The following is a 12,687-nucleotide window of genomic DNA, read 5'->3' on the forward strand; positions in this document are numbered from 1 at the left end:
CCCAGTTGGGTATGGGAGTGCTAGACGGTGACGCCCAGCTTCTCCAGGATCAGTTCCCGGACGCGGGCGGCGTCGGCCTGTCCGCGGGTGGCCTTCATGACCCCGCCCACGATGGCGCCGATGGCCTGGACCTTGCCGCCGCGGATCTTGTCCGCGACGTCGGGCTGGGCAGCGAGTGCGGCATCGATGGCTTCCAGGAGGGGGCCGTCGTCGGAAACCACGGCGAGTCCGCGCTTCTCGACGATCTCTTCGGGGGTGCCTTCGCCGGCGAGCACGCCGTCCAGCACTTCCGTTGCCATCTTGTTGTTGATCTTGCCGGCCTCCACCATGCGGTTGAGCTCCACGATGGTGGCAGGCTGGACGCCCAGCTGGCCGGGGTCGACGTCGGCGGCCTTGGCGCGGCCCACGATCTCGCCCATCCACCACTTGCGGGCCACGGACGCGGACGCGCCGGCCGCGATGGTTTCCTCGATCTCGTCCAGGACGCCGGCGTTCACCACGTCGCGGAATTCCAGGTCAGAATAGCCCAAATCGGCCTTAAGCCGCTTGCGGCGCTCGGCCGGCGGTTCTGGCAGCGTGGCGCGCAGTTCCTCCACCCATTCACGGGACGCCACCACGGGGACCAGGTCCGGTTCCGGGAAGTAGCGGTAGTCGTCCGCGTCCGACTTGGGCCGGCCCGACGTGGTGGTGCGGGTGTCCTCGTGCCAGTGCCGGGTCTCCTGGACCACGGGATTGCCGGAGTCCAGGACGGCGGCGTGGCGCTGGATCTCGTAGCGGACGGCGTGCTCGACAGCGCGCAGCGAGTTCACGTTCTTGGTTTCGGACCGGATACCGAACCGTTCCCGGCCGTGCGGGCGGAGCGAGACGTTGGCGTCGCACCGCACGTTGCCGCGTTCCATGCGGGCATCGGAGACGCCAAGGTTCTTGACGATCTCGCGGATGGCGGCCACGTAGGCCTTGGCCAGTTCCGGGGCGCGGGAGCCGGCGCCCTCGATGGGCTTGGTGACGATTTCCACCAGCGGGACGCCGGCACGGTTGTAGTCCACCAGCGAAAAGTCGGCGCCGTGGATGCGGCCGGTGGCACCGCCCATATGGGTCAGCTTTCCGGCGTCCTCCTCCATGTGAGCGCGCTCGATCTCCACGCGGAACACGGTGCCGTCCTCCAGTTCCACGTCCAGGTAGCCGTCGTACGCGATGGGCTCGTCGTACTGGGAGGTCTGGAAGTTCTTGGGGGTGTCCGGGTAGAAGTAGTTCTTCCGGGCAAAGCGGCAGGATTCGGCGATCTTGCAGTTCAGCGCCAGGCCGATCTTGATGGAGGACTCCACCGCCGTCTTGTTGACCACGGGCAGCACGCCGGGCATGCCCAGGTCCACCTCGTTGACGTTGGTGTTGGGCTCGTCGCCGAAAACGTTGGGTGCGGAGGAGAACATCTTGGTCTTGGTGTTGAGCTCCACGTGGACCTCAAAGCCCAGGACGGGGTCGTACTTCTCCATGGCCTCTTCGAAGCTCAGGATTGCCTCGGTGTTCATTATTTTGCCTCCTGGGCTTCGAGGGTACCGGCTGCGGCAAGGTCGGGAGCCTGGGCCAGCAGCGGGCCGCCCCACTTGGCTTCGAGCAGCGATTCCAGGACCGCGCCAACCCGGTAAAGGCGGGCGTCCTCGCGGGCCGGGGCCAGCAGCTGGATGCCGACGGGAAGTCCGTCCTCGTCGGCCAGGCCGCCGGGCAGTGACAGGCCGGGAACACCTGCCAGGTTGGCGGGGATGGTGGCGACGTCGTTCAGGTACATGGCCAGCGGATCGTCCAGCTTTTCCCCGAGCGGGAAGGCCGTGGTGGGGGCGGTGGGTGAAATCAGGACGTCGGCCTGTTCAAAGGCGGCGTCAAAGTCCCGCTGCACCAGGGTGCGGACCTTCTGGGCCGAGCCGTAGTAGGCGTCGTAGTAGCCGGCGGACAGGGCGTAGGTGCCCAGGATGATGCGGCGCTTGACCTCGTCGCCGAACCCGGCGGCGCGGGTGGCACCCATGACGCGTTCAATGGTCATGGGCCCGTCCTCGGGGAGGACGCGCAGGCCGTACCGGACGCCGTCGAACTTGGCCAGGTTGGAGGAGGCCTCGGACGGCATGATCAGGTAGTAGGCGCCCAGGGCGTACTGGAAGTTGGGGCAGGAGACCTCCACGATCTCCGCGCCGGCTTCCTTGAGCAGCTCCAGGGCGTCGTTGAAGCGGTTTTCGACGCCGGCCTGGTAGCCCTCGCCGTGAAGTTCCTTGATGATGCCGATCCGCAGGCCATCGACGTTGCCGGTCTTCGCGGCAGCCACGAGGTCTGCCAAGGGGTCCGGCAGCGACGTGGAGTCGCGGGGATCGTGGCCGCCGATGACCTGGTGCAGCAGGGCGGAGTCCAGCACGGTGCGGGTGACCGGGCCGATCTGGTCCAGCGAGGAGGCCATGGCGATGGCACCGTAGCGGGAGACGCTGCCGTAGGTGGGCTTCACGCCAACGGTTCCCGTGACGGCACCGGGCTGGCGGATGGAGCCACCGGTGTCCGTTCCCAGGGCGAGGGGCGCTTCGAAGGCGGCAACCGCCGCAGCCGAGCCACCGCCGGAGCCGCCGGGGATCCGGTCCAGGTCCCAGGGGTTGCGGGTGGGGCCGTAGGCCGAGTGCTCGGTGGAGGAGCCCATGGCGAATTCGTCCAGGTTGGTCTTGCCAAGGATGGGCATCTTCGCGGCGCGCAGGCGCTCCACCACGGTGGCGTCGTACGGGCTGTGCCAGCCTTCGAGGATTTTGGACCCTGCAGTGGTGGGCTGGCCGATGGTGACGATGAGGTCCTTGACGGCGATGGGGACGCCGGCCAGGACGTGCAGGGCCTGGGCCTCAGCACCGCCGGCGGCGCGGATGGCGTCCACCTCGGCGGCGACGGCGAGCGCTTCCTCGGCGTTGACGTGCAGGAAGGCGTTGACCTTGCCGTCGACGGCGGCGATGCGGTCCAGGTAGGCCTGGGTAACTTCGACGGCGGTGACCTCGCCGGCGTGGAGCTTTTCGGCCAGCTGCGCGGCGGACAGGCGGATCAGGGTGTCGGCGCTGGTGCCGGCGGTGTTGTGTTCAGTCATGGTTATGCCTCATCCAGGATGGCCGGGACCTTGAATCGGTTGTCATCGGAATCCGGGGCGCCGGAGAGTGCCTGTTCCGCCGTGAAGGTGTGTCCAACAACGTCGTCGCGGAACACGTTGGTGAGCGGAATGGGGTGGGACGTGGCCGGGACGTCATCCCCGGCGGCCTCACTGACGGACTTGACCGAATCGACGATGACGGCAAGCTCGCCGGCCATCCTGTCCAGCTCTTCGGCACTCATCTCGATGTGAGCGAGCCGCGCGAGATGCGCGACGTCGTCACGGTTGATCGCAGCCATGGATCTCCCCTGCAAAGTTCGGATTGTTTTCCGATCCAGTCTAGTGCGGAAACGCAGATGCCCGTCTGACGGCCCCCAGCGGGCGTCAGACGGGCACCTTACTTACCCGGTCCTGCCTCGGGGACAGGAGCGCGGGCAGCTAAAGACTAACCGATACCAATGGCTCCAGTCAGCAGCCCGACGCCGAGCATTACCAGGGAGATGACGGCAGTGCGCCACAGGACCTTCTTGTGGTGGTCACCGAGGTCCACCTTAGCCAGCGAAACCAGCAGCAGGATGGCAGGGACCAGCGGGCTCTGCAGGTGGAACGGCTGGCCGGTGATGGAGGCACGGGCCATGTCAGCGGCGCCAACGCCGTAGTGGGCGGCGGTCTCGCTCAGCACCGGCAGGACGCCGAAGTAGAAGGCGTCGTTGCTCATGAAGAACGTCATGGGGATGCTCAGGATGCCGGTGATGACCGCCATGAACGGGCCCATGGAGGACGGGATGATCTGGACCAGCCATGCGGACATCGCTTCCACCATGCCGGTGCCCTTGAGGACGCCGGTGAGGACGGCTGCGGCCATGACCATGCTGACGACGGCAACGATGGAGGGGGCGTGGGCGATCAGTTGGGCGCCCTGGTCCTTGACCTTGGGGAAGTTGACCAGCAGGGCGACCGCGGCGCCCACCATGAAGACGAACGGCAGCGGGATGATGTTGGCTACGAGCACCACCATGACGGCGACGGTCAGGGCCAGGTTGAACCAAAACAGCTTGGGGCGAAGGGTGGAGCGGTTCGGGTCAAGGGCGGTGTCGGTGAGTCCGGCGCCGCTGTCCTCAATGAGGGTGTCGGCGCGGTCCAGTACGGCCACGGAGGATCCTGCCGGGGAGCCGTCGACGGCGGGGGCTGCTCCGCCGGGGTTGCCCTGGCGTCCGCGGCCGGTTCCGGCACCCGTGCCGCCGGTTCCGCCGGCGGAGGCACCGCCGGCGGACATTCCGTCAAACCCTGCCGCCGTCTCCGGGACGCCCCAGATTTCCGGAGCGGTGGCACGGAGGCGGTTGCGCTCCTGCAGGCCCAGCAGCCAGGCGAAGGCGAACACGACCACCAGGCCGGCCACCAGGGACGGGATCATGGGGACGAAGACGTCATTGACGTCGATCTTCAGGGCGGTGGCGGCGCGGGCGGTGGGGCCGCCCCACGGCAGGATGTTCATGGTGCCGTTGGCCAGGCCGGCCACGCAGGTGAGGACCACGGGGCTCATCTTGAGGCGCAGGTAGACCGGCAGCATGGCGGCCGTGGTGAGGATGAACGTGGTGGACCCGTCGCCATCCAGCGACACGGCGGCCGCCAGGATGGCGGTGCCCAGGACAACCTTGGCGGGGTCGTTGCCCAGCTTGCGGAGGATGAACTTCACCAGCGGGTCAAAGAGCCCGACGTCGATCATCAGGCCGAAGTAGATGATGGCGAACATCAGCAGCGCCGCGGTGGAGGTCATGGACTTCATGGAGTCCATCACCATGTCGCCAATGCCGAGGCCGGCACCGGCAAAAAGGCCAAAAACAGTAGGGACAATGATCAACGCCAGCACTGGCGTCAACTTCTTCGTCATGATCAGCACCATGAATACCGCGATCATGGCGAATCCAAGTATTACCAGCACAGCCGGCTCCTTCTTGTGAACAGCACCACAGCGTTGTGATGCGTGCTACAGACTGTAGGGTGGCGTCCGTCACGGCAGTGCCTTTGGCTCAATTGATTGGCATACTGCTTATTGGGAGCATTTTGCTCATTGTGCTCACGGGCCTGATGCGCTGAAACCACCGGCTCGACCGCACCCGCATCCTACGCAAACACACCCCTGCCAATACACTGCCAATACACCGTCAAGGAGGATGAATGCAGCGTTCCGTGCCCCGGCCGCCGCTGCGGTTTTCCACCCAGACGCTGCTGCTGCAGCTGGCGGTGGTGCTGCTGGTGGTGCTGCTCAGCGCCACCGTGCATGCCTGGCTGACGTACGACCGGGTTGGCAGCGACGCCGAAAACCAGGCCCTGACGCTGGCGCGCACCGTTGCCTCGGATCCGCAGGTCAGGGCCGACGTGCTGGCCATCAGTGACCAGCCCGGCACTCCCCCGCCCGGCGAGCTTCTGGCCGGGCCGCTCCAGTCAGCAGCCGAGGCAGCGCGGACCCGGACCGGAGCGCTGTTCGTGGTGATCACCGACGAAACCGGGATCAGGCTGGCCCATCCCGATCCCCAGCGGCTGGGTGAGAAAGTCAGCACGGACCCGTCCGAGGCGCTGTCCGGCCAGGAAATCACCACCCGGAACACCGGAACCCTGGGCCCCTCCGCGGGCGCCAAGGTTCCCGTGTATGCGCCCGGCAGCACCACGGTGGTGGGTGAGGTGAGCGTGGGCTACTCCATGGAGACGGTGGCCCAGAGCGTGGCCCGCGACATCGGGCCGGTGGCGCTGACGGCCGCGGGTGCCCTGCTGGCCGGGATCCTGGGGTCCTTCCTGCTGCGCCGCCGCCTGCAGCGGCTCACCCTTGGCCTGGAGCCGGAAGAGATCAGCACGCTGGTCCACGACCAGGTGGCGGTGCTGCAGGGCGTGGACGACGGCGTCATCGGCGTCAGTGCCGACGGCCGGGTGAGCGTCTTCAACGCCGCGGCGCAGCGCCTGCTGGAGTTGCCGGATCTGTCCGGCACCCGGTGGGAGGATGCCCCGGTTCCGCAGCAGCTGAAGTCCCTTACGCGGACCGCGGCCGGCGCTGTGGCAGTTCCAGGCGCCGTGACAGTTCCAGGCACTGTGATAGTTCCAGGCACTGTGGCAGTTCCAGGCGCTGTGACTGCTGCAGGCTCCGCCGGTCCGGCCGTGGATGCGCTGGAACTGGTGGCCGGTGGCCGGGTCCTGGTGGCGAACGCCCGCAAGGCGCTGCACCGCCGGGAGGACCTGGGCTGGGTGATCATGCTGCGGGACCGCACCGAGCTGCAGCAGCTGACCCGCCAGTTGGACGCCGTGGGAACCATGTCCACCGCGCTGCGTGCCCAGCGGCACGAGTTCGCCAACCAGCTGCACACCCTGGCCGGCTTCCTGGGCATCGGGCAGCACCAGGAGGCACGGGACTACCTTGCCCGGTTGGCCGCCACCGGTCCGCTGAAGTTCCCGGTGGACCAGGCAGAACTGTTGCAGGACCCGTATCTCCAGGCCTTCGTCGGCGCCAAGGGCGTGGAGGCGGACGAGCGCGGCGTTGCGCTCCGCATCGGCCCGGAGACCCTGGTCAGGGGGCAGGTCACCGAAGCCCAGGACGTGACCACGGTGCTGGGCAACCTGATCGACAACGCCGTCAACGCCGCCGTTGCCGGGTCATCAACGGAGCGCTGGGTTGAGCTTGAGGTGCTGGATGAGCCGGCCGACGACGGCGGAACGCTGCATATCGTGGTGGCGGACTCGGGTGACGGGCTGGCAGGAGGCACAGACGCGGAGGGCGTGTTTGCCGAGGGTTTCACCACGGCCTCCGGCCCTGTCCGGGCAGGTGGCGGACAGGGCTTCGGACTGGCTCTCGCGCGCCAGCTGGCACGGCGCCGCGGCGGCGACGTGAAAGTGCTGGAGCGCGGAACCAGGGGCGGGCCGGGCGCCGTGTTCATGGCGACCCTTCCGCAGACGACGGCGGGAAAGCCCGCCGCCGCAACCCCGGGGGCAGCCGGAAAGGATGAGAATGGCTGACGATTTTCGGGTCCTGATCGTGGACGACGACTTCCATGTGGCCAAGCTCCACGCAACGTATGTCGACTCGGTGGCAGGGTTCCTGGCGCTGGCGCCCGTGGGCACTGCCTCCCTGGCACTGCAGGCCATCCACAGCCTGCGGCCGGACCTGGTGCTGCTGGACGTGTACCTGCCGGATGCATCGGGCCTGGACCTGCTGCAGCAACTGGATGTGGACACCATCATCCTCAGCGCCGCCTCCGATGCCTCGTCCCTCCGGGTGGCGTTCCGCCGGGGAGCGCTGGGATACCTGCTCAAGCCCTTCACTGCGGAGTCGCTGTCCCAGCAGCTGCGCTCCTATGCCCGGTACCGGCGCCTCCTGGGCCAGCCGGGGGCACTGGACCAGGAGGCGGTGGAACGTGCAAAACGTTCCCTGATTCCGGGTGATGTCACGCCGTCGTCGAAACCCCGCTCCGCCACCGAAGCGGCAGTGCTGGAGTCCCTGGCCCCCGGTGAGCAGTACTCGGCCGCGGAAGTGGCCTCCCGGGTGGGCGTCTCCCGGGCCACCGCCCAGCGGTACCTGTCCTCCCTGGCCGACGACGGCGCGGTGGACATCCAGCTCCGCTACGGCACCACCGGCAGGCCGGAACACCGGTACGGCCTGCCGGCGCGGTAGTCCAGGGAGAGCGTCAGGCAGCTTTCTGGGCGACGAGTTCGATCTCGACAAGCATCTTCGGATCCAGGAACGGCAGCACGTGGACCAGGGAGAGGGTGGGGCGGATGTCACCGAACACCTCGCCGTGCGCCCGGCCGGCCTCTTCCCATTTGCTGATGTCCGTCAGGTACAGCTTGGACTGCACAACGTCCTCGTAGCCGAAGCCGGCGTCGGCCAGGACCTTGCCGAGTTTCTGCAGGATGTACTGGGTCTGGGTGTAGAAGTCGTCCCCCACGATCCCGTCGTCACCGCTTGCCGCGGTTGCGGAAATGTAGAGGGTGTCGTCCACCTGGACGGCACGGGAGTAGCCGAGGGTCTGTTCCCAGACGGATCCGCTGCCGAAGGTTTTGCGCATGGGTGGCCTTTCAAAGCTGGAGTGGGTCGCCACCACTGTAGGGCTGCTACAGGTCGCGCCGGTAAACCAGCAGTTTTGTGTCGGTTCCGGGAACGAACCAGTCCCGTTCAGCCACCCGGTGGAAGCCGGTCCTGCGGTACAGGCCGTGCGCGCTTTCCCAGTCTTTCCCCGTGGTCAGGGCCACCGCGCGGATGCCCGGAAGGGTACGGGCATAATCGATGATCGCCTCCACCATGGCCCGGCCGGCGCCGCTGCGCTGGACGGCAGGGTCCACCACCAGCATGCGGAATTCCAGCTCGTCCGGCAGGGCAATGTCCGCGTAGGGTTCCCCGGCGAGCGCCAGCGTGACGGAGCCGATGACGGTTCCCTCCCGTTCGGCTACCCAGATGGTGGCCTGTTGGGCCCGTTCAGCAACGTCCATGATCTTGACCATGTACGGATGGGCGGGGTCGTCGAAGTAGCCTGCGGAGAGATAGGAGTCGCCGGTGATCCGGGCGATGGCCGGGAAGTCGGCTTCGACGGCGGGACGGATGGTTGGCTGCTGCTGCACCCGTCAATGGTAGTGGCGGCCCGGCCCCGGTTCCGGCGGAAACGCGCTTTCCGTGATCGAACTATCAGAACCGGTGAGCGGTACCAGTGCAGTACCAGTGCAGTACCAGTGGGCGTGCCGTACCGGTGTTGCAGAGCCAGTGTTGCAGAGCCGGCCCGGCTTCCCGCGCCGCCTAGAGCGGAAACTTGCCGCTCAGCTCCAGGCTGGCCGCGCACGTCCAGGCGTCGAGCCGCTCCTCTTCGGTGGGACCGCCGTCGAGCGGGCTGGTCAGGCGTGGCCTGCGCACCCAGCAGCCGGCTTCCTCCGCGATCAGCGCCCCGGCCGAGAAATCGTGCTCGTTCAGGCCCCTCTCGCCGTAGGCGTCATGCGTTCCGTCCGCCACCATGCACAGGTCCAGGGCCGCGGAACCAAGCCGGCGGACATCGGCAAACCCATCCATCAGGGTGGCGAAGGCGGCAGCCTGCTGGGAGCGGATGCCGGGTTCGTAACTGAATCCGGTGGCCAGGATCTGCCCGGTCCGGCCCGGGACCGGGCCCTCAAGCCTGGTGGTGGTTCCGCGCTCCTCCAGCCAGGCACCCCGGCCGCGGGCGGCGTAGTAGATCCGGCCCAGCGCCGGGGCGTTGACCACGCCGGCCAGCCAGGCGCCGTCGGAGTCGGCAACAGCCACAGAGGTGGCGTAGTAGACGATGTTGCGGATGAAGTTGGTGGTGCCGTCCAGCGGGTCGATGGACCAGCGGTAGCCGGTGGGATCGGCGGGGCGGGTGGTGCCCTGTTCCTCGCCGGTGATGCTGTCCCCCGGGCGGGCCGCGGCAATGACGTCCCGCACCGCGTTTTCGGCGGCGACGTCGAAGGCCGTCACCCAGTCCCCGGCCGCCCCCTTGTTGCTGGCGTCCAGCGCGGTGCCGTCCCGGCCGGAAAGGACCCTGGCACCGGCAGCGGCTGCCTGTTTGGCGACCTCCAGCAGTTCCGATGCGGACGTCATGCGTTCTCCTCCACTGCGGCCGGTACTGCCGCTTCCCCGTTGGCGTCCCCGTCCGCTCCCGGCGCTGCCGCATCCCCCAGGGCTGTCGCATCCCCCAGGGCTGCCGGGCCGCCGTCGAGCAATTGCCGGAACCCGTCCTCGTCCAGCACTGGAATCCCCAGCTGCTCTGCTTTGTCCAGCTTGCTGCCGGCACTTTCGCCGGCCACCACGTAACTGGTGTTTTTCGAAACGGAACCGGCCGCCTTTCCGCCGCGGAGCAGGATGGCCTCCTTGGCCTCGTCGCGGCTGAAGTTGGGCAGCGAGCCGGTGACCACCACCGTCAGCCCTTCGAGCGTGCGCGGCATGGATTCGTCCCGTTCGTCCTCCATGCGCACCCCGGCGGCGGCCCAGCGGTCGATGATTTCAAGGTGCCAGTCCTCCGCGAACCATTCCTTCAGCGCGGCGGCGATGGTGGGCCCCACGCCGTCCACATGGGCCAGCTCCTCCTCCGACGCTGCCCGGATGCGGTCCATGGAGCCGAACGCCTGGGCCAGGGCCCGGGACGCCCGCGGGCCCACGTGCCGGATGGACAGGGCAACCAGCACCCGCCACAGGGGCTGGGCCTTGGCCTTTTCGAGCTCCTTGAACAGCTTCTGCGTGGTGGCGGTGGGCTTGGACGGCGACTTGGCCGTGCCCTTGCTGAAGAAGTACGGCACCAGCTCGTACTCGCCGGTGGGAACGCCCTTGGTTTTCTTCTCCCTCCGGATCCGGACGCCGGCCAGGTCCTCGGGGGTGAGGTCGAACAGTCCGGCTTCGGAGGCCAGGGGCGGAACATCGGGTTCGGCCGGCTGGGTCAGCGCAATGGCCGCTTCCCAGCCCAGGGCCTCGATGTCGAAGGCGCCACGGCCCGCTACGTGGAACACCCGCTCACGAAGCTGCGACGGGCAGGACCTGGCGTTGGGGCAGCGGACATCCACGTCCCCCTCCTTGGCCGGGGCCAGCGGAGTACCGCAGGATGGACATTCGGTGGGCATCACGAAATCCCGCACGGGCGGGTCCTGCTGGTCCCGGAGGGCCAGCACCGGGCCCACGATTTCGGGGATGACGTCGCCCGCCTTCCGCAGGACCACGATGTCGCCGATCTTGACGCCTTTGGCCTTGACCACGTCCTGGTTGTGCAGGGTGGCCATTTCCACCGTGGAGCCGGCCACCTTGACCGGCTCCATGACCCCGTAGGGGGTGACGCGGCCGGTTCGGCCCACGTTGACCTGGATGTCCAGCAGCTTGGTGTGGACTTCCTCCGGCGGGTACTTGTAGGCCACGGCCCAGCGCGGAACGCGGGTGGTGTTGCCCAGGGCCCGCTGGGTGGCAAAGTCGTCCACCTTGATCACGATGCCGTCGATTTCGTGGAGCAGCTTATGGCGCTGGTCCCCGTAGCGCTTGATGAAGCCAAGGACGTCTTCCCTGGACTCCAGCACCTCGAAGTACGGGCTGACCGGCAGGCCCCACTCCTTGAGCAGCCCGTATGTTTCCGACTGGCTGCCGGCCGCGAGCCCCTCGCGGGCGCCGATGCCGTGGACGAACATCTTCAGCGGCCGCTTGGCCGTCTCCGCGGGGTCCTTCTGCCGCAGGGAGCCGGCGGCCGCGTTGCGGGGATTGGCCAGCGGTGCCTTGCCGGCTTCGATCAGGGCCTCGTTGAACTCCGCGAACGCCTTGGAGGGGATGAAGACCTCCCCGCGCACCTCCATTTCGGCGGGGAAACCGCTGCCGTGCAGTTCCTGCGGGATTTCCTTGATGGTGAGCAGGTTGTGGGTGATGTCCTCGCCCGTGGTTCCATCGCCGCGGGTGGCAGCCCGCACCAGTCTGCCGTCGCGGTACAGGAGGTTGACAGCAAGGCCATCGATCTTGAGTTCGGTAAGCCAGGCTGCCTTGGTGCCGCCGTCCCCGATTTTTTCGATGCTGGCCTCGGCCCGGTTGAGCCAGGCCTCAAGCTCGTCCAGCGAGAAGACGTCTTCCAGGCTGTACATCCGCTGCAGGTGCTCCACGGGCGCGAAGGCGGCGGATACTTCGCCGCCCACTTCCTGCGTTGGCGAGTCGTTGGCCACCAGTTCCGGATGCAGCGCCTCGATCTCCTCGAGGCGGCGGAAGAGGGTGTCGAACTCGGCGTCCGAAACCAGGGGTGCGTCCTCCTGGTAGTACGCGAACCGGTACTTCCGCACCAGGTCCGCGAGGTTTTCGTATTCCTCGCGGATGGCTTCGGTGGGAACGGCTTCGGGCTCGTGTGGTTCCGCGGTTCGGGTGGCGGTCTGTTCTGCGGGTCCTGGTCCTGTGCTCACAGACCTATCTTGCCTTACACCTGCGACAGCCAGCGGGCAGGGCGGCGTGAACGCTGTCAGTGCGAGCGCAGCCGGTTCCGGTTTCGGTTCCACCAGGCGAAGGCGCCCGCGGAAACGCCCACCAGCAGCGTTCCAAGGGCGATGGGCAGGAGCGCAGGTCCGCCGGGGCCCTCGTCACGGGCAGGGGCAGCAGCGGCAGCCATCCGGGCAGGCCCGGGAGTCCGGTTGACCGGGCTGTTCCAGTCCACCCCGCTGGAGGGGCCGGTCGGCGGCCGGTAGCCGGCAGCGGGTGACGTGGTTCCGGTGGCGGACCCATCCGGGAGTTCCGCTGCCGTGGCGGGAGGCCCGGCCGGTTCGGGAGTGCCTGCCTGCGGCTGCGCGGCTGGCTCCGTTGGCTGCGGCTGGAGTGGCTGGGCGGGAGGCTCGGCGGGTGGCGCCGGCTGGGCCGGCGGCTGGGCAGCCTCCTTGGATTTGCGGGGCCGGCCGGGGTCGGGGTTGTCGGCAAGGATGGGCACGCAGACAAGACCGCAGTCTGGTGGGGCCTGGGTGCCTGCCGTCGGAGAGGGGTCCGCGGTTGCAGCCAGCGCGGGACCGGTGGAAAACAAGCCGAGGGCCAGGGCAAGGACAGCTGCTGATGACGTCGTCGAAACAGTGCGGACGATCGGGGCGGACGGGGTCATTGCTAC

At 68.0% G+C, this 12,687-nt stretch carries 11 protein-coding genes; 2 read left to right on the forward strand and 9 right to left on the reverse strand.

Translation table 11 applies throughout. From position 1 onward, the window contains the following. Nucleotides 1-20: 20 nt before the first annotated feature. The 4 genes from gatB to FB478_RS10675 all read right to left on the reverse strand — a co-directional run bounded on the left by gatB (nucleotide 21) and on the right by FB478_RS10675 (nucleotide 5,045). The gene (gene gatB, locus FB478_RS10660) at nucleotides 21-1,529 is read right to left on the reverse strand and encodes an Asp-tRNA(Asn)/Glu-tRNA(Gln) amidotransferase subunit GatB (protein WP_144600418.1); all 1,509 of its coding nucleotides are present in this window, start codon (nucleotides 1,527-1,529) and stop codon (nucleotides 21-23) included. Further along, nucleotides 1,529-3,103, reverse strand: coding sequence for an Asp-tRNA(Asn)/Glu-tRNA(Gln) amidotransferase subunit GatA (gene gatA, locus FB478_RS10665; RefSeq protein WP_018771893.1), 1,575 nt, complete (start codon nucleotides 3,101-3,103; stop codon nucleotides 1,529-1,531). Before gatA ends, gatB begins: the two co-directional genes overlap by 1 nt. Nucleotides 3,104-3,105: 2 nt before the next feature. Continuing rightward, nucleotides 3,106-3,402 carry an Asp-tRNA(Asn)/Glu-tRNA(Gln) amidotransferase subunit GatC gene (gene gatC, locus FB478_RS10670; protein WP_018763018.1) on the reverse strand — a complete coding sequence of 99 codons (297 nt, stop codon included), beginning with the start codon at nucleotides 3,400-3,402 and terminating at the stop codon, nucleotides 3,106-3,108. A 146-nt stretch (nucleotides 3,403-3,548) separates the two neighbouring features. After that, entirely contained in the window at nucleotides 3,549-5,045 is a 1,497-nt protein-coding gene (locus tag FB478_RS10675; protein WP_026266170.1) for a CitMHS family transporter, read from the reverse strand. Between the two features lie 236 nt (nucleotides 5,046-5,281). Here FB478_RS10675 and FB478_RS10680 point away from each other — a divergent pair, with 236 nt between their 5' ends. Together FB478_RS10680 and FB478_RS10685 are read left to right on the forward strand one after the other, a co-directional pair. After that, nucleotides 5,282-7,105, forward strand: coding sequence for an ATP-binding protein (locus FB478_RS10680; RefSeq protein WP_144600420.1), 1,824 nt, complete (start codon nucleotides 5,282-5,284; stop codon nucleotides 7,103-7,105). Beyond that, entirely contained in the window at nucleotides 7,098-7,760 is a 663-nt protein-coding gene (locus FB478_RS10685) for a response regulator (protein ID WP_018771890.1), read from the forward strand. Before FB478_RS10680 ends, FB478_RS10685 begins: the two co-directional genes overlap by 8 nt. A gap of 13 nt (nucleotides 7,761-7,773) precedes the next feature. On the opposite strand, the gene FB478_RS10690 is transcribed toward FB478_RS10685, so the two are convergent. From FB478_RS10690 to FB478_RS10710, 5 genes are all read right to left on the reverse strand, one after another. Then, nucleotides 7,774-8,154, reverse strand: coding sequence for a RidA family protein (locus FB478_RS10690; protein ID WP_056390984.1), 381 nt, complete (start codon nucleotides 8,152-8,154; stop codon nucleotides 7,774-7,776). Between the two features lie 46 nt (nucleotides 8,155-8,200). Further along, the gene (locus tag FB478_RS10695) at nucleotides 8,201-8,704 is read right to left on the reverse strand and encodes a GNAT family N-acetyltransferase (protein ID WP_134164504.1); all 504 of its coding nucleotides are present in this window, start codon (nucleotides 8,702-8,704) and stop codon (nucleotides 8,201-8,203) included. Between the two features lie 172 nt (nucleotides 8,705-8,876). Then, nucleotides 8,877-9,686, reverse strand: coding sequence for an inositol monophosphatase family protein (locus FB478_RS10700; protein ID WP_144600422.1), 810 nt, complete (start codon nucleotides 9,684-9,686; stop codon nucleotides 8,877-8,879). Then, nucleotides 9,683-11,917, reverse strand: coding sequence for an NAD-dependent DNA ligase LigA (ligA, locus tag FB478_RS10705; protein ID WP_395858349.1), 2,235 nt, complete (start codon nucleotides 11,915-11,917; stop codon nucleotides 9,683-9,685). Before ligA ends, FB478_RS10700 begins: the two co-directional genes overlap by 4 nt. A 140-nt stretch (nucleotides 11,918-12,057) precedes the next feature. Then, entirely contained in the window at nucleotides 12,058-12,681 is a 624-nt protein-coding gene (locus FB478_RS10710) for a hypothetical protein (protein WP_056390975.1), read from the reverse strand. Nucleotides 12,682-12,687: the final 6 nt, after the last annotated feature.

Origin of the sequence: Arthrobacter sp. AG367 (genome assembly GCF_007828995.1) — a bacterium.
GTDB lineage: Bacteria > Actinomycetota > Actinomycetes > Actinomycetales > Micrococcaceae > Arthrobacter.